General features: G+C 65.6%; 25 protein-coding genes. 13 read left to right on the top strand and 12 right to left on the bottom strand.

The features are described from left to right. Positions 1-732 (bottom strand): uracil-DNA glycosylase family protein, encoded by a 732-nt coding sequence (locus G5C33_RS11560; RefSeq protein ID WP_165327351.1) that lies wholly within the window; start codon positions 730-732, stop codon positions 1-3. A gap of 115 nt (positions 733-847) precedes the next feature. On the opposite strand from G5C33_RS11560, the gene G5C33_RS11555 reads away from it, so the two are divergent. From G5C33_RS11555 to G5C33_RS11515, 9 genes are all read left to right on the top strand, one after another. Further along, entirely contained in the window at positions 848-2,506 is a 1,659-nt protein-coding gene (locus tag G5C33_RS11555) for an electron transfer flavoprotein-ubiquinone oxidoreductase (RefSeq protein WP_165327350.1), read from the top strand. 31 nt (positions 2,507-2,537) lie between these two features. Continuing rightward, complete coding sequence (locus tag G5C33_RS11550; RefSeq protein ID WP_165327349.1) at positions 2,538-4,103, top strand: tetratricopeptide repeat protein; 1,566 nt, start codon at positions 2,538-2,540, stop codon at positions 4,101-4,103. A 7-nt stretch (positions 4,104-4,110) separates the two neighbouring features. Next, positions 4,111-4,932: a 4-(cytidine 5'-diphospho)-2-C-methyl-D-erythritol kinase gene (locus tag G5C33_RS11545; RefSeq protein ID WP_165327348.1), complete on the top strand. Its 822-nt coding sequence runs from the start codon at positions 4,111-4,113 to the stop codon at positions 4,930-4,932. A gap of 158 nt (positions 4,933-5,090) precedes the next feature. Further along, positions 5,091-5,828, top strand: coding sequence for an enoyl-CoA hydratase/isomerase family protein (locus G5C33_RS11540; RefSeq protein WP_165327347.1), 738 nt, complete (start codon positions 5,091-5,093; stop codon positions 5,826-5,828). Continuing rightward, complete coding sequence (locus G5C33_RS11535) at positions 5,828-6,559, top strand: N-formylglutamate amidohydrolase (protein ID WP_165327346.1); 732 nt, start codon at positions 5,828-5,830, stop codon at positions 6,557-6,559. Before G5C33_RS11540 ends, G5C33_RS11535 begins: the two co-directional genes overlap by 1 nt. 11 nt (positions 6,560-6,570) lie before the next feature. Beyond that, positions 6,571-8,292, top strand: a complete 1,722-nt coding sequence (ilvD, locus tag G5C33_RS11530) for a dihydroxy-acid dehydratase (protein WP_165327345.1) — start codon at positions 6,571-6,573, stop codon at positions 8,290-8,292. Next, positions 8,273-8,686 (top strand): hypothetical protein, encoded by a 414-nt coding sequence (locus G5C33_RS11525; RefSeq protein WP_228275044.1) that lies wholly within the window; start codon positions 8,273-8,275, stop codon positions 8,684-8,686. The genes ilvD and G5C33_RS11525 overlap by 20 nt, the downstream gene beginning before the upstream one ends. Next, entirely contained in the window at positions 8,683-10,089 is a 1,407-nt protein-coding gene (locus G5C33_RS11520) for an NAD(P)H-hydrate epimerase (protein ID WP_165327344.1), read from the top strand. The genes G5C33_RS11525 and G5C33_RS11520 overlap by 4 nt, the downstream gene beginning before the upstream one ends. Beyond that, on the top strand, positions 10,080-11,291 hold the full coding sequence (locus tag G5C33_RS11515) for a class I SAM-dependent RNA methyltransferase (protein ID WP_165327343.1): 1,212 nt from the start codon (positions 10,080-10,082) through the stop codon (positions 11,289-11,291). The genes G5C33_RS11520 and G5C33_RS11515 overlap by 10 nt, the downstream gene beginning before the upstream one ends. Here G5C33_RS11515 and rsmD read toward each other — a convergent pair. Further along, positions 11,269-11,805 carry a 16S rRNA (guanine(966)-N(2))-methyltransferase RsmD gene (rsmD, locus tag G5C33_RS11510; protein WP_165327342.1) on the bottom strand — a complete coding sequence of 179 codons (537 nt, stop codon included), beginning with the start codon at positions 11,803-11,805 and terminating at the stop codon, positions 11,269-11,271. The genes G5C33_RS11515 and rsmD overlap by 23 nt on opposite strands. Continuing rightward, positions 11,805-12,941: a pseudouridine synthase gene (locus G5C33_RS11505; RefSeq protein WP_228275043.1), complete on the bottom strand. Its 1,137-nt coding sequence runs from the start codon at positions 12,939-12,941 to the stop codon at positions 11,805-11,807. Before G5C33_RS11505 ends, rsmD begins: the two co-directional genes overlap by 1 nt. 128 nt (positions 12,942-13,069) lie before the next feature. Between G5C33_RS11505 and G5C33_RS11500 the strand changes: the two genes are divergently transcribed. The 3 genes from G5C33_RS11500 (at position 13,070) to G5C33_RS11490 (ending at position 16,067) form a co-directional block, all read left to right on the top strand. After that, the gene (locus tag G5C33_RS11500) at positions 13,070-13,501 is read left to right on the top strand and encodes a response regulator (protein ID WP_165327341.1); all 432 of its coding nucleotides are present in this window, start codon (positions 13,070-13,072) and stop codon (positions 13,499-13,501) included. Between the two features lie 95 nt (positions 13,502-13,596). Beyond that, a complete protein-coding gene (locus tag G5C33_RS11495; RefSeq protein ID WP_165327340.1) occupies positions 13,597-15,315 on the top strand; it encodes an AmpG family muropeptide MFS transporter in 1,719 nt (572 codons plus the stop codon). Next, positions 15,312-16,067 carry a tetratricopeptide repeat protein gene (locus tag G5C33_RS11490; RefSeq protein WP_165327339.1) on the top strand — a complete coding sequence of 252 codons (756 nt, stop codon included), beginning with the start codon at positions 15,312-15,314 and terminating at the stop codon, positions 16,065-16,067. Before G5C33_RS11495 ends, G5C33_RS11490 begins: the two co-directional genes overlap by 4 nt. Here G5C33_RS11490 and G5C33_RS11485 read toward each other — a convergent pair. The 6 genes from G5C33_RS11485 to G5C33_RS11460 all read right to left on the bottom strand — a co-directional run bounded on the left by G5C33_RS11485 (position 16,056) and on the right by G5C33_RS11460 (position 21,592). Further along, positions 16,056-16,487 (bottom strand): DUF6628 family protein, encoded by a 432-nt coding sequence (locus tag G5C33_RS11485; protein WP_228275042.1) that lies wholly within the window; start codon positions 16,485-16,487, stop codon positions 16,056-16,058. The two genes, G5C33_RS11490 and G5C33_RS11485, sit on opposite strands and share 12 nt — an antisense overlap. A 72-nt stretch (positions 16,488-16,559) precedes the next feature. After that, positions 16,560-17,912, bottom strand: coding sequence for a bifunctional folylpolyglutamate synthase/dihydrofolate synthase (locus tag G5C33_RS11480; RefSeq protein WP_165327338.1), 1,353 nt, complete (start codon positions 17,910-17,912; stop codon positions 16,560-16,562). A gap of 34 nt (positions 17,913-17,946) precedes the next feature. Further along, positions 17,947-18,819 (bottom strand): acetyl-CoA carboxylase, carboxyltransferase subunit beta, encoded by an 873-nt coding sequence (gene accD, locus G5C33_RS11475; protein ID WP_165327337.1) that lies wholly within the window; start codon positions 18,817-18,819, stop codon positions 17,947-17,949. Further along, positions 18,816-19,613 carry a tryptophan synthase subunit alpha gene (gene trpA / locus G5C33_RS11470; RefSeq protein ID WP_165327336.1) on the bottom strand — a complete coding sequence of 266 codons (798 nt, stop codon included), beginning with the start codon at positions 19,611-19,613 and terminating at the stop codon, positions 18,816-18,818. Before trpA ends, accD begins: the two co-directional genes overlap by 4 nt. Beyond that, on the bottom strand, positions 19,613-20,857 hold the full coding sequence (gene trpB, locus G5C33_RS11465) for a tryptophan synthase subunit beta (protein WP_165327335.1): 1,245 nt from the start codon (positions 20,855-20,857) through the stop codon (positions 19,613-19,615). The genes trpA and trpB overlap by 1 nt, the downstream gene beginning before the upstream one ends. Before the next feature lie 96 nt (positions 20,858-20,953). Continuing rightward, positions 20,954-21,592, bottom strand: a complete 639-nt coding sequence (locus G5C33_RS11460) for a phosphoribosylanthranilate isomerase (RefSeq protein WP_165328835.1) — start codon at positions 21,590-21,592, stop codon at positions 20,954-20,956. A gap of 118 nt (positions 21,593-21,710) precedes the next feature. Between G5C33_RS11460 and G5C33_RS11455 the strand changes: the two genes are divergently transcribed. After that, positions 21,711-21,857: a hypothetical protein gene (locus G5C33_RS11455; protein WP_165327334.1), complete on the top strand. Its 147-nt coding sequence runs from the start codon at positions 21,711-21,713 to the stop codon at positions 21,855-21,857. Here the strand turns inward: G5C33_RS11455 and G5C33_RS11450 are convergent. From G5C33_RS11450 to G5C33_RS11440, 3 genes are read right to left on the bottom strand one after another with little or no spacing between them, the layout of a single operon-like run. After that, on the bottom strand, positions 21,844-22,284 hold the full coding sequence (locus G5C33_RS11450) for a hypothetical protein (protein ID WP_165327333.1): 441 nt from the start codon (positions 22,282-22,284) through the stop codon (positions 21,844-21,846). The two genes, G5C33_RS11455 and G5C33_RS11450, sit on opposite strands and share 14 nt — an antisense overlap. A 13-nt stretch (positions 22,285-22,297) precedes the next feature. Then, positions 22,298-22,972 (bottom strand): orotidine-5'-phosphate decarboxylase, encoded by a 675-nt coding sequence (gene pyrF, locus G5C33_RS11445; RefSeq protein ID WP_165327332.1) that lies wholly within the window; start codon positions 22,970-22,972, stop codon positions 22,298-22,300. Between the two features lie 3 nt (positions 22,973-22,975). Continuing rightward, a complete protein-coding gene (locus tag G5C33_RS11440) occupies positions 22,976-23,341 on the bottom strand; it encodes a LapA family protein (protein ID WP_165327331.1) in 366 nt (121 codons plus the stop codon). Between the last annotated feature and the right edge of the window lie 52 nt (positions 23,342-23,393).

The raw sequence follows: 23,393 nt of genomic DNA, 5'->3' as shown, positions 1-23,393 counted from the left end.
TCACAGGCTGTTCCCCCGGATCAGCAACATTTGAAGGTTTTTCCAGGCCAGTGCCTTCCTGCCGGGATGATCCAACAGATGGCGGGGATGAAGGCAAGCCACGGCTTCTATTTTCCCCCGGAAATGGTTGACGTATCCTAAACCATCTTCCGCGTCTTCGGCATCGGTCGCAAACAGGAGGCGTTCCGTCGTGCGCCCGACCAGCAGAAGCTGTTTCGGGGCGACGAGCCCGATGTGATGACGGGTCAGATCGGCCAGTCGGGTTTCGAAATCGGCGGGCAGTTGCCGCGCGACCGGTGGCGCCCACGCCAGCGACGTCAGATAGATGTCGGCGCGCGTTCGACCGATGGCGGTAAGCATGCGATCGAACAGCCGCCCGGGGGCGCCGCCCATGAGGCCGTCCGATTCGGGCATGTCGGTCACGACCATCAGCGGCGCGTCGCTATTGCCCTCGGGGACGAAGCGCGATCCGATCCAGGAGGCTTCGGGCGCCGATTCGCCCATCCGCCAGGCGATGAATGCGTCAAGCGTTTCAGGCAGTGTTTCGGTGGGTGCGGATAGCGGCGCGGCGGCTTCCGCATGCGACATTGTCGCTACGGCGGCGGGCTCCGCCAGCCGCGCAAGCCAGTCGCGCGCGTTGTCCTGCATAAGCGTGTCGACGCCCGCCTCGTGCCACCATTCGAGCACGCTTGCGGCGACGGCTTGCCATGATTCGGTTGGTTCTGCCCCCATAAGCCCTATAGAATCGCGGGTTGACGCCGCGGTCAATCTGCCTTCATCCGGGTGGAGACAAGACGTTGCGGACGCACGACGACAGGCATTTCGAGCGTCCCGAAAGGAGATGAGCATGAGCGAACGGGAGTCGATGCCCTATGACGTGGTGATCGTCGGTGCCGGTCCGGCAGGGCTTTCGGCGGCGATCCGACTGAAGCAGCTCGCCAATGAGGCGGGCAACGAGCTGTCGGTCTGTATCCTGGAAAAGGGCTCCGAGGTGGGCGCCCATATCCTGTCGGGCGCAGTGATCGATCCCAAGGCGCTGGACGAACTTCTCCCGAACTGGCGCGATGACGGCTGCCCGCTCGCCCAGACTCCGGTGACCGACAATCAGCACTGGCACCTGTCGGCCAATCACAAGTCGGTGATGCCGAACATCATGATACCGCCCTTCATGAACAACAAGGGCACCTATACCGGCTCGCTCGGCAACCTGTGCCGTTGGCTCGCCGGCAAGGCGGAGGAACTGGGTGTCGAGATCTTCCCCGGCTTCGCCGCCGCGGAATTGCTGTTCAACGAGGACGGTTCGGTCAAGGGCGTCGCCACCGGCGACATGGGCGTTGCGCGCGACGGCGAACACAAGGGCGATTATCAGCCCGGGCTCGAACTCCATGCCCGATACACGCTGTTCGGCGAAGGGTGTCGCGGCCACCTGTCGAAGGAGCTGATGCGGCTGTTCGACCTGCGCAAGGATTGCGATCCGCAGATCTACGGCCTCGGCATCAAGGAGCTGTGGGATATCGATCCGGCCAAGCATGTGCCGGGGCGCGTGATCCATACCCAGGGCTGGCCGCTGACCGAAGGCGCCAATGGCGGCGGCTTCCTGTACCATCAGGCCGATGGACAGGTGGCGCTGGGTTTCGTCACCTGGCTGAGCTATTCGAATCCCTATCTCTCGCCGTTCGAGGAAATGCAGCGCTGGAAGACGCATCCCGCGGTTGCGGAGATCCTCGAAGGCGGCAAGCGCGTTTCCTATGGCGCGCGCGCGATCAGCGATGGCGGGTTCCAGTCGGTTCCCAAGCTTGTCTTCCCGGGCGGCGCGCTGATCGGCGACAGCGCCGGCTTCCTCAACGTGCCGCGCATCAAGGGTACCCATACCTCGATGAAGAGCGGGATGATGGCCGCCGAGGCTGCGTTCGAAGCGGTCAAGGCCGATCGCCGCAGCGACGAACTGACCGCCTATCCCGACGCCTATGAATCGAGTTGGGTGTACAAGGAATTGAAGCTGGTGCGGAACACCGCGCCGCTGGTCAAGAAATTCGGCGACGACTGGGGAACGGCCTTTGCGGGCGCGACGATGTGGGCCGAGTATCTCGGCATTCGCATGCCCTTCACCATGCACCACAAACATGCCGATCACGAGACGCTGGTGCATGCCAGCGAGGTCAAGCCGATCGACTATCCCAAGCCCGATGGCAAGCTGACCTTCGACCGGCTCTCGTCGGTGTTCCTCTCGAACACCAATCACGAAGAGGATCAGCCCTGCCACCTGACGCTGAAGGATCCCGACGTCCCGATCGACTATAATCTTCCCGTATACGCCGAGCCCGCGCAACGCTATTGCCCCGCCGGTGTATATGAAGTTGTCGGCCTGGACGAAGGGACTCCGCGGTTCCAGATCAACGCGCAGAATTGCGTCCACTGCAAGACCTGCGACATCAAGGACCCCACCCAGAACATCAACTGGGTCGTCCCGGAAGGCGGCGGAGGCCCCAATTATCCGAACATGTAAGCGGCTGGCAGCGGCATTCGGGCTGACGGCGATGTGCGTCGGCGGCCCGGCGCTGGCCCAGCAGGCCGATGGCCATGCCTATGTCCGCGCGATGGCCGCCGATGCCGAAGGCGATGTTCAGGCCGCGGTCGTGGCCTATACCCGGGCACTGGAAAACGCGCCAGACGATGAAATGGTCTCGCTGCGCGCCTATCGCGCCGGGCTTGCCGCCGGCGATGAAGCGCTTGCGACGCGGGCCGCGCAGGCGCTGCGGGCAGGCCTGGCGCCGCCTCCCGACGCTGTTGTCTATCTCCTGGCCGTCGCGGTGCGCGACGGAGATGAGGGCGACATCAAGCTGCTGATGGGGGAGATCGAGGGCGGCCCCTTCGACTTCATGCTCCCCACGCTGCGGGCATGGCAGGCCTATACGCGCGGCAAGGATCCGTTCCCGCCGCTCGACGCGCCGGCCGACACTGGCCTCACGCGGCGGTTCAACATCGAAAATCGCGCGTTGCTGTCGCTCCTGACCGGCCGGATCGATGCGGGCAGCCGCACCATCCGGGCGCTGGTAGGCGGCGGCCGGGCGAGCGAGGACCTGCAGCTCGACGGGGCGGTGCTGCTGGTTGCAGCCGGGCATCGGGCCGAGGCGCGGGCGCTGGTTGTCGGCGAGGATTCGGAGATGGCTGCCTATCTCCAGCGGATGGGCAGGAAGAAGCCGGATCTGTCATTCGGATTCTCTCGCATGCTCCTGCGGGTGGCGGGCGATCTTGCGCAGGAGGATGCCGTACCGCTCTCGATCATGCTGACGCGCACCGGGCTGTTGCTCGACCCGCGCGACGATCGGTTGCGGTTGCTGCTGGCCGACGCGCTTTCGCGCGACGGCGCCGATCCCGTGGCGCTGGAAACGCTGGAGGCAATTCCGGCGAACAGCCCCTATGCCGATCAGGCGCGGATCGTCTCCGTCGATGTGCTGGCACGCGCGGGGCGGACCGAGGAAGCGCTCGAACATGCGCGCGAAATCGCAAATCGACGCAATGCGTCGAGCGGTGACGCGCGAAGCTATGCCGATCTGCTCGCGGCCAATGGCCGGTATGACGCGGCCGCCCTGGCCTATGCGCTTGCGCTTTCCCGTCCGGGCGGGCGCGATGACTGGGCGCTCCATGTCGCCCGCGGGATGGCGCTCGATGCCGCGGGGCGCTGGGACGCGGCCGTGACCGCGCTGAGGCGGGCCGTTGCGCTGGCGCCCAATCAGCCGGTGGCGCTCGATGCGCTCGGGCGTGCGCAGATCGAGCGCGGAGTCGACATGGCCGCAGCCACCGCGATGATCGAGCGCGCGCATGAATTGCAGCCCGACAATCCGGCGATCACCGATTCGCTGGGCTGGGCCTATTATCAGCAGGGCGAGTTTGCCCGGGCGCTGCCGCTGCTCGAAGCGGCCGCCAAAGGCGCGCCGGGCAGTACGGAGATAAACGAACACCTTGGCGACGCCTATTGGCGGATGGGGCGCCGTTTCGAAGCGCGCTATGCCTGGCGCGCAGCTGCGGTCTATGCCGAGGGCTCGGACAAGGCTCGGATCGAGGCGAAACTGCGTCATGGCCTTGACGGTTCGGACGACTGACGCCGCCATGATCGCGGAAACGGCGCGTGCGAAACTCAACCTCGCACTTCACGTCCGCGCGCGCCGGGCGGACGGCTATCACGATCTCGAAACGCTCTTCGCGTTCGTCGATCATGGCGACACCGTGAACGTGGCGATTTCCGAGACGCCCGAATTTTCGGTAAGCGGGCCGTTCGCCGGGGCGCTTGCGGACGAGGGAGACAATCTGGTGACGCGCGCGGAACGCGCGTTTTGCGAGACATTCGGCATATCGGCGGGCCACAGGCTGCATCTCGAAAAGCATCTGCCGGTCGCTTCGGGGATCGGTGGCGGATCGGCGGATGCCGCCGCGACGTTGCGCGCGCTGGCGCGGCTCCACGAATTCGATCTGAAGGATCCGCGTTTGTTCGCGATCGCGGACTCGCTGGGAGCCGATGTTCCTGCCTGTCTTTTCAGTGTTACCGCAATTGGCAAGGGGCGCGGCGAGCGACTCCAGCCCATAGCCGGTGCGCCGGGAACGCCGGTACTGCTGGTGAATCCAGGCGTTGCGGTGTCGACGGCCGCGATTTTCGCGCGCTGGAGCGGCGATGACGGCGGCGCGCTGCCGTCGGGGCCGCTGCTCGATGTTGCGGCGACGTCGCGCAACGATCTCTATCCGCCGGCGCGCGACATCGCTCCCGAAATCGGCGGCGTCATCGACTGGCTGGAATCGCAGCCCGGGGCTGGGCTGGTGCGCATGTCCGGGTCCGGGGCCACCTGCTTCGCGCTGTTCGAAAGCGCCGCAGCGTGCGCGGCGGCATGTAAGGCCGCGCCGCCGCATTGGTGGGGGGTGGCGACCGCGCTGGTTTGAGCCTTAACCATTGCGCCTAACCCCCTGTTGACCTGCCTGGCATAGTCTCTCCGCCAACGGATCGAGCGCCGGGAGCGCAACGTCCGCCGGTGGTCCCCGCTTCGGCGGGCGCCATCCGCCGGTGACAAACGGGGCGACTTGCGGCACATGCGGCCGCGATGATTCAGTACACACGCGAAGATCATGTGGCGCTGCTGACGCTCGATCGTCCGCAGGCGCGCAACGCCATTTCGATGACCGGATGGGAAGCGATGGCGCAGGCCGTAGCCGATATTGCCGCGAGCGATGCGCGCGCGGTGATCCTGCGCTCGGCGACGCCCGGCATCTTCAGCGCCGGCGCCGATATCGGCGAGTTCGAAACGCTACGCGCCGATCCGGGGGCGCGAACCCGTTTCCGCCTCGCCATGCGCAAAGTGATGGAGCCGCTTGCGGCGTTGCCGATGCCGGTGATCGCCGCGATCGACGGTGGTTGCTACGGCGCTGCGGTGGCGCTTGTGCTTGCCTGCGACCTGCGGATCGCGGGCGGTGCTGCCGAATTCGCGGTGACACCCGCCAAGCTCGGCATCGGCTATCCGCGCGAGGATGTCGCCCGGCTTGCCGCACAAGTGGGGAAGGGGCAGGCTGCCCGCATGCTCTATACCTGCGAGATCATCGACGGAATCGATGCCGAAAGGATTGGGCTGGTCGAATTGCGCGCCGACGAGGCGTTGTCGCTGGCCCGCGCCTTTGCCGATCGGATCGCCGCCAATGCCCCCGGCGCGGTGCGGCTGCTCAAGCGGACGCTCGCCGATCCGTCGCAACGTGCGCGTGACGATGATTTCGAAGCGAGCTTCGGCGGCGAGGAATTCGGCGAGGGACTGACGGCGTTCCGTGAAAGGCGGAGGCCGAGCTACTGATGGCACCGGAAATCCATGAAGGCGGCGATGACCGGTTGCTGATCATCTGTGATCACGCATCATCGCATGTGCCCGAAGACATCGATCTTGGCCTCGAGTCGGACGACCTCGACGCGATGCATATCGCCGTCGATGTCGGCGCCCGGGATGTCGCCAGACTGGTGGCGCAAGCATTCGACGCGCCCGCGATCCTCGCGACCGTCTCCCGGCTCGTTATCGATCTCCACCGCGAGCCCGATCACCCCAAACTGGTCCCGACCGAAAGCGACGGGCATGCGATCCCGGGCAATGTCGGCGTCGACAAAGCCGCGCGGATCAGGCGCTTCTACGATCCCTATCACGGAGCCATTGCCGACCAGGTCGCGGCGCATCGGCCCGATCTGATCGTCTCGATCCACAGCTTCACGCCGCAGCTTGCGACCAGCGACGAGGTGCGTCCCTGGACGGTCGGCATACTCTACAATCGGGACGATCGCGCCGCGCGATTCGCGATCGATTGGCTGCGCGGGCAAGGGATCGAGACCGGAGACAACGAACCCTATTCGGGCAAGTTGCTCAACGCGACGCTCAATCGCCATGCCGAGGCGCACGGCATTCCCTATCTGGCGGTCGAGATCGTCAACGACGCGATTTCCGACCCCGGCGGCATCCACCATTGGGCGACGAAAATGGAACAAATGATCGTGCAGGTACGCAATAGCCTTGCGTCAACGGGGTCTCCCGCGACATAGGCGTTCGCGCCATGACCAATCGTTTCGACAAGAGCCGGCTTCCGAGCCGTCACGTAACCGTCGGCCCCGAACGGGCGCCGCACCGCAGCTATTATTACGCGATGGGCCTTTCCGAAGAGGAGATCGCCCGCCCGTTCGTCGCGCTCGCCAGCGCGGGGAATGACAGCGCACCGTGCAACACCACACTCAACGTGCAGGCCGACGCCGCGCGTGAGGGCGTGGTGCAGAATGGCGGTACGCCTCGGCGATTCAACACCATCACCGTCACCGACGGCATCGCGATGGGCCATCAGGGGATGCACAGCTCGCTGGCGAGCCGCGATCTGATTGCCGATTCGGTTGAACTCAGCGTGCGCGGCCATTGCTATGACGCGCTGGTCGGCTTTGCCGGGTGCGACAAGTCGCTGCCGGGCATGATGATGTCGATGCTGCGGCTCAATATCCCGTCGATCTTCGTCTATGGCGGGTCGATCCTGCCGGGCCGCTATCACGACAAGGACGTGACCGTCGTCGACGTGTTCGAGGTTGTCGGCAAGTTCGCTGCGGGGACGTGCCCGATTTCGGAAGTCCATGCGCTGGAAAAGGTCGCATGCCCCGGGCACGGTGCCTGCGGTGGGCAGTTTACCGCCAACACGATGGCGTGCGTGGGCGAGGCGATCGGCCTGTCGCTGCCCAATTCGAACATGGTGCCGGCTCCCTATTCTACGCGCGAGCAGATTGCCGTTGCCGCCGGACATCAGGTGATGGAACTGATCGAGCGCAATCTGCGCCCGCGCGACATCTGCACGCGTGAGGCCTTCATCAACGCCGCGCGCGTGGTGGCGGCGACGGGCGGGTCGACCAACGCCGCGCTGCATTTGCCTGCAATGGCCAATGAAGCGGGAATCGAATTCGATCTGCACGACGTAGCAGAGGCTTTTAAATCAACGCCTTATATCGCGGACTTGAAGCCCGGCGGCAACTATGTCGCCAAGGATATGTATGAGGCAGGCGGCGTCTACATGCTGATGAAGACGATGCTTGAAGGCGGCTATCTCGACGGCAATTGCATGACCGTCACCGGCAAGACGCTCGGCGAGAATATCGACGAGGTCAGCTGGAATCCCGACCAGAAGGTGATCTACGACATCAAGACGCCGATCCGGCCCACCGGCGGTGTCGTCGGCCTCACCGGTACGCTGGCGCCCGAAGGTGCGATCGTGAAGGTCGCGGGCATGGCACGGCTCCAGTTCGAAGGCCCGGCGCGCTGCTTCGATCGCGAGGAAGAGGCCTTCGCCGCGGTCGAGAAGCGCGAGATCAATGAAGGCGAGGTCATCATCATCCGCTATGAAGGGCCCAAGGGCGGCCCCGGCATGCGCGAGATGCTGTCGACCACCGCCGCGCTCTATGGCCTCGGCATGGGCGAGAAGGTGGCGCTGATCACCGACGGGCGGTTCTCGGGCGGCACGCGCGGCTTCTGTATCGGCCATGTCGGCCCTGAAGCTGCCGAAGGCGGCCCGATCGCGCTGGTAGAGGATGGCGACACGATCCGAATCGACGCCGAAGCGGGGACGATCGACCTGGTCGTGCCCGACGACGTCCTGGCCGATCGTCGCGCCAAGTGGCAGCCGCGGCAGAACGACTATCAGGCTGGCGCGCTGTGGCGCTATGTTCAGACGGTCGGCCCGGCGTATAAGGGTGCAGTGACGCATCCGGGAGCCCGCGCCGAAACGCATGTCTACGCGGATATCTGAATCAGTCGGTTTTTGCGGTCTGGCGGTGCTGCTGCTGGGCGGCTGTGACTCGGGCCTGCGTGACAAAGGGGCCGAACTCGCCGAGGCGGCCAATCGCGAGGCGATGGCGAATGCCGAAGGCGGGATCCTCTGCGCGCCCCGCGGAGCCACGGATTTCGCGCGTGTCTGTTCGATCGACCGGACGCCGACCCAGGACGGCCTGTTCCTGACGATCCGCCAGCCCGATGGCGGATTTCGCCGCCTGCTGGTCACCACCGACGGGCGCGGAGTCGTCGCGGCTGACGGCGCCGAGAAAGCCGTTGTTACCCCGCTCAGCGGAACCGAGATCGAAGTCGAAGTGGGTGGCGATCGCTATCGCCTCCCCGCGACGGTGAAATCGGGAGATGATGCGTGATTCCGCCGGGGGTGCCCGTGGTGTCGGCCGCCGCTATGGTTGCCGCCGAGCAGGCGGTCTTTGCCGCCGGTGCCTCGCAGATAGAGCTGATGGAGCGCGCGGGCACGGCAGTCGCGCGGGAGGCGCTGCGCTTCGCCAATCAGCGACCCGTTCTGGTGCTTGCCGGCCCGGGCAACAATGGCGGTGACGGCTATGTCGCCGCGCGGTTGCTTGAGGAGGCCGGACTCGACGTCACGGTTGCGACGATGGGCGATGCCAAGGCGGGCGCGGCCGCGCATATGCGTAGTCGATGGGAGGGCCGAACCGTCGCGCTGGAAGACGCAGCCCCCCGCGCATTCCTGGTCGATGGGTTGCTCGGCATCGGCAAGGCCCGGCCCTTCACGCCCGACCTGGGGGATCGGTTGCGAACGCTGGTGGAAGGTGCGCAGTTCGTGTTGTCGATCGACATTCCCAGCGGGTTCGATACCGATAGCGGCGACGATCTCGGCTCCCCCGTCACCGCGGATCGCACAGTGGCGCTCGGCGCACTGAAGCCGGTCCATTGCATCGGCGACGGGCTGGCCGGATGCGGGGCGGTGATGCTGGCCGATATCGGCATTCCTGTGGAAAGCGCGTGGCATAGCCTGGCGCGTCCGGCGCTTGCCCGCCCGTCGGCCAGGGCCAACAAATATAGTCGCGGCCTGGTGGTTGTGATCGAAGGCGAGATGCCCGGCGCGGCGCGGTTAAGCGCCTGCGCCGCGGCAAGCGGAGCGGGCTATGTCATCCTTGCCGGCGACACGGCGAGCGATGGACAACCCCATGCGATCGTGCGTCGGCGAGTGACGACGCCGGAAACGATGACGGAATTGCTGGACGATAGCCGCATCGGGGCGGTGGTTGTCGGACCCGGGCTCGGTCGCGGGCAGAATGCGCGTCGTATGCTCGATCTGGCATTGTCCTCTTCGCACGCGCTGATACTCGATGGCGACGCGCTTTCGCTGCTTGGAACCGACGCCGGAGCGCGGCTGTCGGATCGACGCGCGCCGAAGGTGCTGACCCCGCACAGCGGCGAGTTCGACAGGATGTTCGGTCCGGGAGGCGGCAGCAAGATCGAGCGGACGATCGCGGGAGCGAAGGAGAGCGGCGCGCATATCATTCACAAGGGCGGTGATACCGTGATTGCCGCGCCATCGGGCGAGGTCATTCTGGGCGCCAATGGATCGCCCTGGCTTTCCACGGCCGGGACCGGCGACGTTCTGGCCGGAACGCTGGCCACGCAGCTTGCCGGCGGCGCGCTTTCGCATCTGGAGGCGTGCGAAGCTGCGGTGTGGCTTCATGGCCGCGCCGCGCAGCTTTGCGGTCCCGCCTTCCACGCCGACGACTTGATCGCGAATCTGCCGCGCGCCATAGCCGAATGTCTGTGAGCGAAGCCGATACCATCCTCCATGTCGCGTCGCGCGGCGACGGCGTCACCGGAACCGGACGCCATGTGCCGCTTGCGGCGCCGGGCGATATGGTGAAGGCGGACGGGACCGTCATTCCCGGCCCGCATCACCACGAGCCGCCATGCCGTCACTTCCCGGAATGCGGCGGGTGTCAGCTCCAGCATCTCGACGACGAGAGCTGGTCCGGCTTCATCGTCCAGCGCGTTGCCGGCGCGCTTGCCGCGCATAGCCTGGAGACCGAGATTCGCGCGCCGATCCTTTCGCCGCCGCGCACCCGGCGGCGCGCGACCTTCCACGCGGAGCGGCGCGGACGGCAGGTGCATCTCGGCTTTACGAAGCAGACGAGCCATCACCTGATCGATCTGTCCGAATGCTGGGTGTTGGCGCCCGAACTCTTCGCGCTGCTCGCGCCGTTGCGCGGACTGCTTTCGACGATGCTCGGCAATGCACGATCGGACGTGCAGCTTTCGATGACCGACCAGGGAGTTGATGTGTCCATCTCGGCAGTGAAGGCCGAAGGGCTGGCCAATGCCGAGGCGCTCACTGCCTTTGCCGGCCGCCACAGGCTCGCCCGGCTGGCGATCGACGACGGCTACGGACCACAGCCGCGCTGGGAACCCGAACCGGTTACGATCACGCTGGGCGGCGTCCCGGTGCCGCTGCCCATCGGCGGCTTTCTCCAGGCGACGGCCGAGGGGGAAGCGGCGCTGGTCGCGGCGGTGCGCGAAATCGTCGGCGATGCCGGAGCGATCGCCGATCTGTTCGCCGGGCTCGGCACGTTCGCGCTCTCATTCCCCAAGGCGAAGGTCTATGCGGCCGAAGGCGCGCGCGACGCGCTGCTGTCGCTCAAGACCGCCGGCGGACGGGCGCAGCGCATGCTGCTGGCCGAGCATCGCGATCTCTTCCGCCGTCCGGTCCCTTCCTCCGATCTCAGCCGGTTCGATGCGGTTATCCTTGATCCACCGCGCGCGGGCGCGAAGGAACAGGCCCCCGAACTGGCCGGATCATCGGCACCGGTTGTTGCTTATGTTTCGTGCAATCCCAGTACCTTCGCACGTGATGCCGAGACGATTTGCAAGGGCGGGTATCGGCTCGAATGGGTCCAGCCGGTGGGGCAGTTTCGCTGGTCGACGCATGTCGAACTGGCGGCGAAATTCGTCAGGACTGACGCAGCAGCGTGATCTTTGCCTTGCCGTATTTGCGCTCGGCATTGATTGCGAACCCGGCGACGTCGATTGTCTCGTCCTTGGCAGTTTCGATGCTCACCCAGGTCGCGGGCCCGGTCCATCCGAGTCGCGACAGCTTGTCGAGCGCGACGGCACCCGCACCGCTGCCATAGGGCGGATCCATCATGATGAGGTCGAGCGGCGCGGGGGCGGGACCGAGCGCCAGCACCGAGGTCGCGCGGATATCGGGCCGCACGCCGAGCTTTTCGGCATTGGCGCGCAACGCGTCGAGCGCGGCGCGATCCTGTTCGACGAACAGGCACGACGCCGCGCCTCGGGACAAGGCTTCGAAGCCCAGCGCGCCAGATCCCGCGAAGAAGTCCCCCACAGCGAGCCCTTCGAAATCGCCGATCCGGCTCGTCAGCATTGAGAACAGCGCTTCGCGAGTGCGATCGGCGGTCGGCCGCGTCGCGCCGCCCTTCGGCGCTGCCAGCGGTCGTCCGCGCCATTGGCCGGCAATGACTCGCATCAGCGCTTCGGCCCACGCGAGCGCGGCGGGCGATTGCCCGCCGCGGAGGGGCGGCGACGGCCGCCATCGGGCGCGCTCGCTTTGCCGGGCCGCTCGGACGTCTTGCGATCGGTGGGCTTGCGGCCGCGATCGCCGCGTCCGGCCTCGTCGCGCCCTTCGGGTTTGCGCGACGGGCGGGGGCCGAGCTTGCCCTGCGGGCGATCCTCGGCAAATTCCGGGCGCGGCTTGCGTTCGGGCCGCGCTTTCGGCTTCGCCTTGGTCGCCGCGCCGGAACGCGTCTTGCGGCGCGGGTCGGTATCCGTCCTGCTCGGCTTCGTCGGTTCGGCTGCCTCGGGAACCGGTGGCGCATAGGGCTTGTGGGCAAGCTGCAGGTTGGACGCCGCCTTGCCGCCGCCGGATCCTTCCAGTGTCTTGCGGAACAGCACCAGATCATGCTGTCGGATCTCATCCACCGCGCCAGTGGGAAGGTCGGCGAGATGGAAAGGGCCATAGCGCGTGCGGATCAGGCGGGAGACCTGCAGCCCGAGATATTCCAGGACTCGCCGGACTTCGCGATTCTTGCCTTCGGTCAACGTCAGTTCGATCCAGACATTCGCGCCGGTGCGCCGTTCCAGATTGGCGTCGATCTGACCATAGCGGACGCCATCGATCTCGACGCCTTCGATTAGTTCCTCGAGTTGCGCCTGCGTGACGTCACCATAAGCGCGTGCGCGATAGCTGCGTTCGACACCGCTGGCGGGCAGTTCAAGCTGGCGCTTCAACCCGCCGTCGGTGGTCATCAGCAGCAGCCCCTCCGTGTTGAGGTCGAGCCGACCGACGGGCATCAGCCGGGGCAGCCCCTTCGGCAATCGATCGTAGATCGTCGCGCGGCCCTTGGGGTCGCTCGCGGCGGTCAGCACGCCGGCGGGCTTGTGAAAGCGGAAAAGGCGCGCCGGATCGGGCGCCTTCACCGGCTTGCCGTCGACCGTCACGCCACGAAGCGACGTGATCAGAGTCGCCGGGGTATCGAGCGGCACCCCGTCGATGGCGATGCGCCCCTCGGCGATCATGCGTTCGATCTCACGGCGCGACGCAATTCCGGCACGGGCCAGCAGCTTCGCGATTCGTTGCGGTTCTCGGGACTTGGATAGCGACACGGTGCGAGCCTATAGCGGCTTTGTCGCCACCAGCCAAAGCAATCGAACCGGGCGATCGGGCGCTGCGCGGAAAATGATCGAAATCGCCTTCGGTGCGTTGCGACAGGGAAAGGGTGGTAGTTCACAGGATGTTGTTCGGAAAGAAGAAGCGCCACCTCGCGCGGCTGCTGGTCGTCGAGGACGAGCCGCTGGTCGCGTTCGAAAACGAGCATTTCCTGAGCGATGAAGGCTATGAAGTCATGGCGACGGTCGATTCGGTCGCGCATGCCGTTCGCGTCATCGCATCCCGGACTCCGCTCGATCTGGTGCTTGCCGATATTCACCTGGCCGACGGGAGTGGTATCGATGTGGCCCGAGCAGCGGCGGACCGCGGTATCCCGGTGCTGTTCGTTACCGGCCAGTCGCCCGGCGAAGCGGCGGCATTCGCTGCCGGCTGCCTTTCCAAACCCTATCATCAGCGCGACCTTCTGCTGGCGATCGAAGCCATCGAAGCGGTGGTGCGCGGCGAAACGCCGCGCCGTCTGCCCCCGCAATTCCGACTGTTCGACAAAGCCGCGTGACGGGAGCCGATCGGCATAGCCCTCGTTCCGGGACGATCTTTCCTTTGCTTCGCCGCGTTTCGCGTTAGGGTCGCCCCGACATCGCGGGAGGGATCATGAGCGACGCGCAAACCGGCGACGAACGGCAAAAGCCCAGGGGGCTGGCGCTGCTTGGCGCTGCATTCACCAATCGCAAGATCGGCGTCATGCTGGCATTCGGCTTTGCCGCCGGGCTGCCCTACGCCTTGCTGCTCGGCACGCTCTACGCCTGGCTCAGCGATGCCCAGGTGGACCTCGAGACGATGGGCGTCTTCTCGCTGATCGGGCTTGCTTATGCGTTCAAGTTTCTCTGGTCGCCGGTAATCGACCGGACCGCGATTCCCGGACTCGAGCGTCTCGGGCGACGCAAGAGCTGGCTGATCCCCGCGCAGTTCCTGCTCGGCATGATCCTCATTGTGCTTTCGCTGCTCAACCCGCAGACGTCGCTGGGCTGGTTCTCGCTGCTCGCCGGAGTCGGCGCCTTTGCTTCGGCAAGTCAGGACATTACGATCGACGCCTGGCGCGTCGATGTCGCGGACGAGATCGCGACGCTCGACATTCTCTCGACCGTTTATCAGCTCGGATACCGTATCGCCGCGCTGGCGGGCGGGGCGCTCGCGCTGATCATCGCCGAGCGCACCGGCTGGCCCGCCGTCTATTTCGGCATGGGCGTGGCGATGCTGGTGATCCTGTGCATCACGTTCTTCGCGCCCGATACGCCGCGTCCGGCCGAAGCCGACGGCATGACCGATCACGGCCTGCGCGCACCGGGCGAGCTCAAGCCCAGGGTTCGCGCGACCGCGCTGATCGTGGTCGGCCTGCTGTGGAGCTGGGCGCTGGTGACGGTGATCGTCTTCATGGTCCGCTCGCTTGGCGCGGCGCCCGAGGACCGTCCCAATCCGACCGAGTTCATACAATTCTATGGCCCGCTGATCGTCGCCGCGACGGTGATCGTCCCATCAATCATCGCTGCCGTGCTCGAACATTGGCGCAAGACAGGCAAGCATGTGCTCGATGCCGCCGAGCCCGCCCGAACCGGGATCGATCGTGTACTCGATCATGGCTATGGCGCGCTTGTCCTGCCGCTTGCCGAGCTGGTCGGGCGGCTGAAATGGGCCGCAATCCTCGTACTGGCGCTGATCCTCAGCTACCGCTTCACCGACGCGGTGTGGGGAACCTTCGCCTATCCCTTCTATCTGGGTGAACTTCAGTACACGCACGACGAAGTCGCCATCGCGTCCAAATTCTTCGGCGTGGGCATGACGATGCTCGGTATCACGCTGTCGGCGGTGCTGTTCAGCTGGATCGGGCGTATGGCAACCGTGGTGCTGGGGGCAGTCATCGCGGCGGCGAGCAACATTCTCTACGCCGATCTTGCGCAGGGGGGCGGCGGCCTCGATGCCTTCGGTCATTTCACCGGCATCTATCGGATTTTCGAAGTGTTCGGTTCGGACGACCGCTTTTCACGGCTGCTGCTGGCCATTTCGGGCGAGAATATCTCGGGCGGCATCGCCGGCGCCGCGTTCGTCGCCTATCTCTCGTCGATCGCGTCGAAGCGGTACAGCGCGGTACAATATGCGCTGCTTTCCTCGCTGACTTTCCTCGTCGGTTCGCTCGGGCGCAGCGCGCTGGGCAAGGCGATCGAGGACAATGGCTATGCCTGGGTCTTCTATCTTACCGCCGCGATCGGAATGATCGCCGTGGTGCTCGCGGCGCTGGAATGGATGCGCGAACGCGCCAACGCCTATCGCGACGTCGCGCCGCCGACCAACGCGGAGGCGGAGCCGGCGCGATGATCTTCTACATCGCGACGTTGCTGATCCAAATCTTCTGCATCGTCCATGTTATCCGCACCGGGCGCAACGGGCTGTGGGTGCTGGCGCTGATCTTCCTGCCGATGATCAGCGCGATCGCCTATTTTCTCGTTGAAATCCTGCCGGGCAGCGGCAGCAATCGCCATGTCCGCGCGGCGCGAGCGACGGCGATCCGCACCTTCGATCCGCAGCGCGAATTGCGCGAAGCGCGCGACCAGCTCGATCTGGCCGATACCGTCGCCAATCGCATGCGAGTCGCCGACGCGCTGGTGGCGCTGGAGCAATATGGCGAGGCCGTACCGCTCTATCGCGAGGCGATCGCGCGCAGCGCTGGCGGGGATGCGCGGATACAGGTGAAACTCGCCCGGGCATTGTTCGAAACAGGCGACACCGGGGCGGCGCTTGCCGAACTCGATTCGCTCGAACCCGCTACCGTCCAGAGCGATCGCGATCAGCGACAGCTGCTGCGCGCGCGCATCCTCGAGGATATGGGGCGCAAGGAAGAGGCATTGCCGCTCTTTGCGGATGTCGCCTCACGCTATCCGGGTGAAGAGGCGCGGTGCCGCTACGCCGCGCTGCTGCTCGAACTCGGGCACCAGCGCGAGGCGCTCGAGGTGCTTGAGGAAGTCGAGAGCCGGATGAAGCGGCTCGACCGTCGCCAGCGTGCGGCGGATGCCAACATGTATCGCTGGGCGATGGACGAACTGCGCAAGCTGCGCGCGTCAGGGTTCTAGCGGCAGCGCGAGATCGGCAAAGGCCTGGGAGAGTGCATGCGCGGTTGCGAGCACGCCTTCGGCCTCGCGTACGCCGAGCAGATCGGAAAGCAGCAGCGCAGCCGCCTCGCGGTTGCCGCGGACCCTGCCGAGCACCGCCAGCACAGTCGCTTCGTTCGCGGTCATGCGCGGGCAGCACCAGGGCGCGATCTGGATCGGCCGTTCCGAGGATTCGGACATTTCCTGCATCAGCGCGCGCAGCAGGATCAGCGGGCGGCGGAAATCCTTGCCGAACGCCATGACGAATGCATGCGCGGCGCAGGCATCGCCCAGTCCATGCGCGCCCATCTGCCGCATGCCGAAGATGAGCAGGCGGGCGCCGGGATCATCCGATTGTTTGACGGGCAGCGCGGCGGCGAGCGTGTCTGTGGTGGTGGTCACGAATCTGGTCTCCTCTCGCATCGACGGAGCCAGTGTCTCTAACTCGCTATTGCAAGTCAATCGCAATAAAGGTCATTGTGGAAATTGCCTATTCGCCTCCAGCACAAGCCCCGCGAGATAGAGCGAACCCGCGATCAGAATAATTGGCGGTAACTTGCTGGAATCACGATGCACTTTCGCAATATGGAGCGCGGAGGAAACATCGGGGGCTGTGGCGGCGAATCCGATTCCTGCCTGACCGGCCTTGCGGGCGAGCGCCTCGGGCGCATGGTGGGCATGGCCGGGAACGGGCACGCCGATCAGACCGGAGGCGAGCGGCGCCAGGGGTTCGAGCAGCCCCGAAACGTCCTTGTTCGCGAGCATGCCGAGAATGAGCAGGACGGGGCGCCGTCCTTCAGGCGTTTCGGCAATTCCGCGCAGCGAGTTGGCGATCGCCGACCCGGCAGCCTGATTATGCCCGCCATCGAGCCAGACGGGCATTTCGTCAGGCAGTGGCGCGGTAAGCGGTCCTCGGTCCAGCAATTGCATGCGCGCGGGCCAGAGTGCCTCCCGGGCGCCGCGCGCCAGCGATTCCAGTGACATCGCGAGCGCCGTCTGGTGACGCAGCATTGCAGTGGCGAGCGCCAGATTGCCTGCCTGATGCGGCCCGGCAAGGGCGGGAAGGGGAAGGTTCATGCTCCCCTTGGCGTCGGAATAGGTTACGCCATTATCATGCGCTGCATAGCGCCAGTTCGTGCCCTCCGCATACAACGGCGCTCCCTTCTCGGCGCAAACCTCGGCCACACGCGCGGCGACGGTGGCATTGTACGCCATCGTGACCATCGGCACGCCCTGCCTGGCAATTCCCGCCTTTTCCGCGCCGATGCCCTCGGGCAAATTTCCCAGAAACGCTTCATGGTCGACGCCGAGCTGCGCGATGCCGGTCACTGCCGGGCCGGGGATCACGTTGGTGGCATCGAGGCGTCCGCCGAGCCCCACTTCGATCACGCAGGCATCCGCCGGCACGCGCGAGAAGGCGAGGAGGGCGGCCGCCGTGGTCACTTCGAAGAAGCTCGCGCCGATATTGCCGTCCCGTTCAGCGGCATCGAGTACTTCGGCGAGCAGCGTTGCCAGCGCGTCGTCGGCGATCAGAGTCCCCGCGAGCCGGATCCGTTCGTTGAAGCGAACCAGATGCGGGCTCGAATAGACATGAACGCGGTAGCCTTCAGCCTCCAGCGCCGCACGGAGGAACGCGCAGGTCGACCCCTTGCCGTTGGTACCCGCAACGTGGAAGACCGGCGGCAGGCGGTCCTGCGGATTGCCGAGCCGGTCGAGTAATTGGCTGATCCGCTCGAGTCCGAGAATGTCCGCGCCCGGCGAGAGCGCCATCAGCCTGTCGAGCTGGCGCTGCACTTCGGGATCGGACGAAACGGCGTGGTCGGGCATGGCTTCCTTCCCGCTTGCGGGAGGGGAGGAAGGGTCAGGCGGCCTGTTTCTGCGCGCCGAGCAGGTCGATCAGCTGGCCGAGCGTGTCGCGCAATTCCTTGCGGTGGACGACCATGTCGACCAGCCCGTGCTCGCGATAATATTCGCTGGTCTGGAAGTCGTCGGGCAGCTTTTCGCGGATCGTGTTCTCGATAACGCGGCGCCCGGTAAAGGCCAGCGTCGCGCGGGGCTCGGCGATCTGCACGTCGCCGAGCATCGCATAGGCCGCCATGACGCCGCCCGAAGTCGGGTCGGTGAGCACGACGATATAGGGCAGGCCCGCGTCGTGCAGCATCTGGATCGCGACAGTCGTGCGCGGCATTTGCATCAGGCTCAAAATGCCTTCCTGCATGCGCGCGCCGCCCGACGCGGTGAAGATGATATAGGGCGAGCGCGCCGCGATCGCGGCTTCGGCGCCCGCAACAAACGCTTCGCCGACCGCGAGACCCATCGATCCGCCCATGAAGGCGAAGTCCTGCACGCCCACGACAGCCGGATTGCCGAGGATGAAGCCCTTGGCATTGATCAGCGCGTCCTGTTCCTCGGTGCTGGTCCGTGCCGCGCGCAGGCGATCCATATAGCGTTTCGAATCGCGGAACTTGAGCGGGTCTTCGGACACGTCCGGCGTATCGAGCTGGTGGTAGTCGCCATTGTCGAACAGCATCGCGAAGCGTTCCGCCGGGCCGATCCGGTCATGGTGTTCGCAATGCGGGCAGACATGGAGGTTTTCCTCCAGCTCCTTGGTGAACACCATCGATCCGCATCCCTTGCACTTGTGCCAGAGATTGTCGGCGGTTTCCTTCTTGGTGACATAGGCGAGCGCGTTGCGGACGCGGCCGAGCCAGGTCGGGCTGCTGCTGCTGCTCATACGGGTTCCTTTCGGGCGGCCGAAATGGCCGACTTGAGCGAATCGATATAGGCGCGGACGGGCTCTGCCGCGTCGGCGCCGTGCTTGGCGACAAGATCGACGATTGCCGAGCCGACGACAACCCCGTCGGCGACCTTGGCGACGTTGGCTGCCTGTTCCGGTGTGCGGATGCCGAAGCCGACCGCGACGGGCAGGTCGGTGGCGGCCTTGAGCTTGCCTACCGCCTCGCTGATCGTTGTCTGCGCCGCCTGCTGCATGCCGGTGATGCCAGCGACCGAGACGTAGTAGACAAAGCCCGACGCGCCATCGAGCACGGCGGGCAGGCGCGCGGCGTCGGTGGTCGGCGTAGCGAGGCGGATGACGTCGATCCCATGCGTGCGGAACGGGGCAAGTTCGTCGGCCTCCTCGGGCGGGATGTCGACGATGATGACGCCGTCGACGCCCGCGTCCGCTGCCGATCTCGCAAAATCCTCTGGCGTCGGCCGCGTCATCGTGTTGGCATAGCCCATCAGCACCAGCGGGAAGTCCGGTTGCCGCTGGCGAAACGCCGCCGCGATGGCGAGCACGTCTTTCGTTTTCGTGCCCGCGCCGAGGCTGCGCAGATTCGCTGCCTGAATGGCCGGGCCGTCCGCCATCGGATCGGTGAACGGCATGCCAAGTTCGATCACATCCGCGCCGCCCGCGACGAGCGCATCGAGGATCGCGCCAGTGGCGTCGGGCGTGGGATCGCCGGCGGTGACAAAGGTGACGAGAGCGGGGCTGTTTGGACGGAAGGCGGAAGAAAGACGCGACATCACATCTCTACTCCCAACGCCTCGGCGACGGTGAAGATGTCCTTGTCGCCGCGGCCCGAAACATTGACCACGATGATTTGATCTTCGTTCATTTTCATGCACTTGGCGGGCAAGGCTGCCAGCGCGTGCGAGCTTTCGAGCGCGGGGATGATCCCTTCGAGCTTGCAGCATTGCTGGAATGCATCGAGCGCCTGGGTATCGGTGATCGGCACATATTCGACGCGGCCGCTTTCGTGCAGCCAGCTATGTTCGGGGCCGATCCCGGGATAATCGAGCCCTGCCGAGATCGAATGCGCCTCGGTGATCTGGCCGTCCTCGTCCTGGAGCAGATAGGTACGGTTGCCGTGGAGGATGCCCGGCGCGCCGCCCATCAGGCTGGCGGCATGCTTGCCGGTTTCAATCCCGTGGCCCGCCGCTTCGATGCCGAGCATGTTGACGTCGACATCGTCGAGAAAGGGGTGGAACAGGCCGATCGCATTCGATCCACCGCCCACGGCAGCAACGAGCAGGTCGGGCAGGCGGCCCTCGCGTTTCAGGATCTGCTCGCGCGCTTCCTTGCCGATCACGCTCTGAAAATCGCGGACCAGTTCGGGATAGGGATGGGGGCCGGCGGCGGTGCCGATGATGTAAAAGGTGTCGTGGACGTTGGCGACCCAGTCGCGCAGCGCCTCGTTCATGGCATCCTTGAGCGTCTGCGCGCCGCTCGTCACCGGCTGCACTTCGGCACCGAGCAGCTTCATGCGGAAGACGTTCGGCTTCTGCCGCTCGACATCGGTCGCGCCCATGAAGATGGTGCAGGGCAGGCCGAAGCGTGCCGCGACGGTCGCCGTCGCGACGCCATGCTGGCCTGCACCCGTCTCCGCGATGATCCGCGTCTTGCCCATCCGCTTGGCGAGCAGGATCTGGCCGATGCAATTGTTGATCTTGTGCGCGCCGGTGTGATTCAGCTCTTCGCGCTTGAAATAGATTTTGGGGCCTTTGCCCGCCGGCGCCTGCTGCCGCAGATGCTCGGTCAGCCGTTCGGCATAGTAAAGCGGGCTGGGGCGGCCGACGAAATGTTCGAGCAAATCGTCGAATTCGGCCTGGAATGCCGGATCGGCCTTCGCAGCGCGATATTCCTTTTCGAGGTCGAGGATCAGCGGCATCAGCGTTTCGGCAACGAAACGGCCGCCGAACTTTCCGAAATGGCCGCGTTCGTCAGGATAGGATCGCAGGGAATTGGGCAGGGCGGTGGTGTCGGTCATGCTGGCTTCCGGGGAGATGTGAGGCGTTGGGGTCGCTTGCGGTACACAGCGATCAGGGCCATCGAATCCCGTGGCGGGCCGTAGGGGCAGTCAGCGTCAACATTGCGCCACCGCTTTGCAGAAGGCCGCGATCTTGTCCACATCCTTGACGCCCGGCGCGCTTTCGACGCCGGACGAGACGTCGACCATGCGCGCGCCGGCGGTGCCGACCGCGTCGGCGACGTTGGCAGCATCGAGTCCGCCCGAGAGCAGCCAGGGTAGCGGGTGCGGAAAACCGTCGAGCAGCTTCCAGTCGAAGCGCATGCCCATGCCGCCGGGCAATTTGGCCCCCTCGGGCGTCTTGGCGTCGTAGAGAATGCGATCGGCGGCGCCACGAAAACGCTGTGCCGCGTCCAGATCCTCGCGTCGTTTCACTGCCACGGCGCCCCAGAGCTCGCATTTGGTGCGCGAACGGATCGCCGCGGCGCGGGCGGGCGCTGTCTTGTGCAGTTGCAACGCGTCGAGCCTTCCGGCCGACACGGTGCTTTCGACCAGCGCGTCATCGGGATCGACGAATACGCCCACTTTCCGCACATGGCTCGGCACGCGATCGGCCAGCGCTGCCGCCTGTTCGAAGCCCACATGCCGGGGCGAAGGCGGAAAGAAGACGAAGCCGATATGGCTTGCGCCGCCCGCCACCGCCGCGTCAATCGCTTCGGGCGTCGAAACGCCGCATATCTTGATCGAGACTCGCATGAAGCTGCGCATATAGGGCGCGCTTTCCGTTCAGGCGAGCGACAGCCGGCCTCTGGCAACCTTTCCACTATCGACACGTTGAGCAAGACGAGCCCCGAACGGGTCGCGCGGAGGGAAAATGTCCAGTCTCGAAACCTTTATTTCAGACCGCACCAATGGCGAGATGACGCTGATCTTCATCGCGCTGGGCATATTGGTGTTCGCGCTCGGTATCGGTTTCGGCGGCGCGCTTCAGCACGTGATCGAATTGCTCAGCGCCGCGTGAACATCGCCACCGCCCCTGCGTTCTTGCCGTCTTTTTCGTAAACCGCAAAACAGACGATCATCAGGCCGTTGCCGGGCGTGCCGTAAAAGCGGCAACGCCCCTTGGTCGCGGCATATTCGGCACCGTCGCCGATCGCGACGCCATCCATTTCGATGTCGCCGTCGCCGTCCCGATGGCCGCGAAACCGGAGCGCAACGCGGTCGCCGCGATAGAATGTCACGCCTTCACCCGGTTCGACCAAGGCGCGATCGCATCGCGGCACCGCCACGTCGCGGGCATGGTCTAGATTGCGCAACATGTCGGCGAGCGGCGGCTTCTCGACGCAATCGCCCGAAATGGGGCCGGGTGCGCCAGTGGAATCCTGGGCCCGGGCAGCGGCGGGCATAGCCGCGATCACGGCAGCCATGAGGAAGGCGGCGTATCGCATCCTCTTCTTCCTATCAGAGCGTCGCTTCGATCGCGCGCGCGGCCTGGTCGGGGTCTTTCGCCTGGGTGATCGGGCGGCCGACCACCAGGATCGAAGCACCTGCGTCGAGTGCCTGACGCGGCGTGACGACGCGCTTCTGGTCGCCCACATGCGCGTCGGCGGGCCGAACGCCGGGAACGACGAAAAAGCCCTGCGGCCATGCCTTGTGCGCGGCCTTCACTTCGTTGCCCGAGCAGACGACGCCGTCCAGGCCGGCCTCACGGGCGAGCTGGGTGAGCCGCACCACCTGTTCATGCGGATCGGGGCCGAGCCCGATCGACTGCATATCCTGCGAATCGAGGCTGGTGAGCATCGTTACGCCGACGACCTTGGTGCCTGCCGGGGCGGCCGCCTTGGCGTCTTCCATCATCGCCCGGCCACCTGCCGCATGTACGGTGAGGATCGCCGGTTCGAGCGGGCGCAGCGCCTGAATCGCCTTGGCGACGGTGTTGGGAATGTCGTGCAGCTTGAGATCGAGAAAGATCGGCAGGTCGAGCTTCGCCATTTCGTGAACGCCATGCGCTCCGTTGGCCGTGAAGAATTCGAGCCCCAGCTTGATCCCGCCGACATGCGCCTTGACGCGCTCGGCAATGGATCTGGCGCGGTCGAGATCGGGCGTGTCGAGTGCAACGAAGAGGCGGGAACGCATTTTCTATCTTTCCTCGGTCTGATTCGATTCGTCGGCCGGCAGCGGCAATTCCCCGGAGGGTGCCGGCAGCGCCGGTTCGTCGGATATTTCGGAAGGGGGGTGGGGTGCCGCATTGACAGCGCGCAAATCGGCAAGCGCGCGTTCGAGCCCGGCCAGCCGCGCGCGCATGCGCCACCGCATCGCGTGATAGGCGACGAGCATCGGCAGGAAGCCGAGAAGAAACACGAGGATCAGGAGAAACGGCAGGCTGAAATCGGCGATCAGTCCGCCCCAGAGATGGAGCGCGATCCGTTCGTCACCATTATAGATCACGAATGCCGCGACCAGCCCGCCCAGCAACAACCAGAACAATATCTTGAGGAAGCGCATGCTTCTCCTTCCCTGCCGAACGACACCGGTTCGCGCGCCGTTCTATGCGCGG

Origin of the sequence: Sphingosinithalassobacter tenebrarum, from assembly GCF_011057975.1 — a bacterium.
Taxonomy (GTDB): Bacteria; Pseudomonadota; Alphaproteobacteria; order Sphingomonadales; family Sphingomonadaceae; genus Sphingomonas; species Sphingomonas tenebrarum.
Note: the sequence above shows the minus strand (reverse complement) of the source record. Positions and strands in the feature narration are given on the sequence as shown.

Coding starts and splice junctions, on each gene's coding strand:
- G5C33_RS11480 (WP_165327338.1), bottom strand. CDS start 17,912: ATGCCCGACCACGCCGTTTCGTCCGATCCCGAAGTGCAGCGCCAGCTC.
- accD (WP_165327337.1), bottom strand. CDS start 18,819: ATGAGCAGCAGCAGCAGCCCGACCTGGCTCGGCCGCGTCCGCAACGCG.
- G5C33_RS11450 (WP_165327333.1), bottom strand. CDS start 22,284: ATGCGATACGCCGCCTTCCTCATGGCTGCCGTGATCGCGGCTATGCCC.
- ilvD (WP_165327345.1), top strand. CDS start 6,571: ATGACCAATCGTTTCGACAAGAGCCGGCTTCCGAGCCGTCACGTAACC.
- G5C33_RS11440 (WP_165327331.1), bottom strand. CDS start 23,341: ATGCGCTTCCTCAAGATATTGTTCTGGTTGTTGCTGGGCGGGCTGGTC.
- trpB (WP_165327335.1), bottom strand. CDS start 20,857: ATGACCGACACCACCGCCCTGCCCAATTCCCTGCGATCCTATCCTGAC.
- G5C33_RS11550 (WP_165327349.1), top strand. CDS start 2,538: ATGTGCGTCGGCGGCCCGGCGCTGGCCCAGCAGGCCGATGGCCATGCC.
- rsmD (WP_165327342.1), bottom strand. CDS start 11,805: ATGCGAGTCATTGCCGGCCAATGGCGCGGACGACCGCTGGCAGCGCCG.
- G5C33_RS11500 (WP_165327341.1), top strand. CDS start 13,070: ATGTTGTTCGGAAAGAAGAAGCGCCACCTCGCGCGGCTGCTGGTCGTC.
- G5C33_RS11535 (WP_165327346.1), top strand. CDS start 5,828: ATGGCACCGGAAATCCATGAAGGCGGCGATGACCGGTTGCTGATCATC.
- G5C33_RS11515 (WP_165327343.1), top strand. CDS start 10,080: ATGTCTGTGAGCGAAGCCGATACCATCCTCCATGTCGCGTCGCGCGGC.
- pyrF (WP_165327332.1), bottom strand. CDS start 22,972: ATGCGTTCCCGCCTCTTCGTTGCACTCGACACGCCCGATCTCGACCGC.
- G5C33_RS11525 (WP_228275044.1), top strand. CDS start 8,273: ATGTCTACGCGGATATCTGAATCAGTCGGTTTTTGCGGTCTGGCGGTG.
- G5C33_RS11495 (WP_165327340.1), top strand. CDS start 13,597: ATGAGCGACGCGCAAACCGGCGACGAACGGCAAAAGCCCAGGGGGCTG.
- G5C33_RS11455 (WP_165327334.1), top strand. CDS start 21,711: ATGTCCAGTCTCGAAACCTTTATTTCAGACCGCACCAATGGCGAGATG.
- G5C33_RS11545 (WP_165327348.1), top strand. CDS start 4,111: ATGATCGCGGAAACGGCGCGTGCGAAACTCAACCTCGCACTTCACGTC.
- G5C33_RS11555 (WP_165327350.1), top strand. CDS start 848: ATGAGCGAACGGGAGTCGATGCCCTATGACGTGGTGATCGTCGGTGCC.
- G5C33_RS11490 (WP_165327339.1), top strand. CDS start 15,312: ATGATCTTCTACATCGCGACGTTGCTGATCCAAATCTTCTGCATCGTC.
- G5C33_RS11560 (WP_165327351.1), bottom strand. CDS start 732: ATGGGGGCAGAACCAACCGAATCATGGCAAGCCGTCGCCGCAAGCGTG.
- G5C33_RS11460 (WP_165328835.1), bottom strand. CDS start 21,592: ATGCGAGTCTCGATCAAGATATGCGGCGTTTCGACGCCCGAAGCGATT.
- G5C33_RS11540 (WP_165327347.1), top strand. CDS start 5,091: ATGATTCAGTACACACGCGAAGATCATGTGGCGCTGCTGACGCTCGAT.
- trpA (WP_165327336.1), bottom strand. CDS start 19,613: ATGTCGCGTCTTTCTTCCGCCTTCCGTCCAAACAGCCCCGCTCTCGTC.